Here is a 1,589-nt window from a genome sequence, read left to right as displayed (position 1 = left end):
CCATTTTTGACAATGTCACTTTCAAATAAAGACATGACGGCGCTGATCGATAACTTATGCTTAACTTGCTGACTGACTGAGTCTAATAAAACAGAAAAGGCATCTTGAATGGCATCTGTTATCTTAGCGTAGTGAACCTTTTCAATAGGTTGGATTGATTTGATGATAAATACATCACCACCGACACGATAGATTCTAACGGGCAGATGTAGCATCAATTGCTTGAGCTCGCTGGCGACATCGATGAGTAACTGATTGCAGTGGGTATGACCATAAACAGCATTTAATTCGTTAAACCTATCAATATTCAGCAGACAGCCAAGATATCGCGCTTTGTTGCTTTTCTTGCCATAGGTTTTTTCTAAATCAAGTTCCAGCGCTTCTCTGGAATAAAGCCCCGTTAATGAATCATACAGTGCCGCTTTGAGTAAACGGGCTTGGGTTAATCGTTTCTCAACCTGATCACGGATGACGTATAGGAAGTGATAACCCTGTTCGCTTTTATGTAAGGACACGCCTACTTCGACTTCGATAATTTGACCATTTTGTTTTCTCAAATCCATCTGTTTGAATATGGGGGTGAAGTCGCTTTGCTCCTTAACAATTGATGACTCTTCATGATGAGCAAGTTGTTCGGCGGGTATAAAATCTCGTATGTTTTTATTGGTAAGCTCTTTGTATGCAAACAAAGACTGGCTGTAGTCATTTGCGAGCTCAATATTGCCTTCGACATCCGTGATGATGACTGCTTCAGTGAGCATGCTTAACAGATGCACAAATTGGTTTTTGAGTTGCTCGAGTTGCGATTGTGCTTTTGATTCAACGCTGCAGGTAATATTGCTGCGATTATTGAGTATTGAGCCAATCTTTTTTTCCAGTAGATGTTTGTTGACTGGTTTGCTGATGAAATCTACTGCACCGTTCGATAAGGATTTAAAGTGGTTATCAAATTCGCCATGTGCGGTGACGATAATGACGTTGATATGTTTCAGCTGTGCATTGTTGCTGAGTTCAGTTAAAACATCGAAGCCATCGATATCTGGGAGTCCGATATCTAATAAGATGATGTCAGGAACGATATCCCGAGCCGTAGCTATGGCACTTGCGCCTGAGTTAGCCACATAGATATCCCCTAAACTTTTTAAAACAGTAGATAACTCCAGAATAATGACCGGGTCATCATCAACGATTAAAATTTTTCGTTCCGAACTCATGTCATTCACTCATTAGTAAATTCACAATCTGATTATTCACTACCTTCTATAGAAGAGTAAGACGCCAGTTTATAGTCATTTCTCCCGTCATTTTTCACTTCATACAATAAATCATCGGCTTTTTTTATAAATTCATTGATGGTGTGCTTGGTATCGTGTTTGTTAATGACGACACAGCCAAAACTCATCGTCACGTTGATGGATATATTGTTGTAACAATATTCAGATGAAGCAATCGCTTGACGAAGTCTTCTCAAAATAATATCGGCTTCTGCCTCCGTCGCTTCACAATAAATTAAAAATTCTTCACCGCCGAACCGGGCAGCGGTTTCGAAAGGCCGAATGCTATTTCGCATCCGATTGGATACATCGATT

2 protein-coding genes are annotated in these 1,589 nt (G+C 40.1%); both read right to left on the bottom strand.

Translation table 11 applies throughout. The annotated features are described in order from the left end of the window. The coding region (locus B4K20_RS12020; protein ID WP_289283051.1) for a response regulator at positions 1 to 1,214 on the bottom strand (1,214 nt) is incomplete at its 3' end. A gap of 32 nt (positions 1,215 to 1,246) precedes the next feature. After that, positions 1,247 to 1,589: GGDEF domain-containing protein (locus tag B4K20_RS12015; protein ID WP_289283050.1), on the bottom strand; the 343-nt coding region annotated here is incomplete at its 5' end.

It is taken from the genome of Methylophaga sp. UBA5088 (assembly GCF_002414625.1).
GTDB classification, from domain to species: domain Bacteria; phylum Pseudomonadota; class Gammaproteobacteria; order Nitrosococcales; family Methylophagaceae; genus Methylophaga; species Methylophaga marina.
The sequence above is the reverse complement of the archived record's forward strand: the minus strand, read 5'-3'. Positions and strand labels throughout refer to the sequence as shown.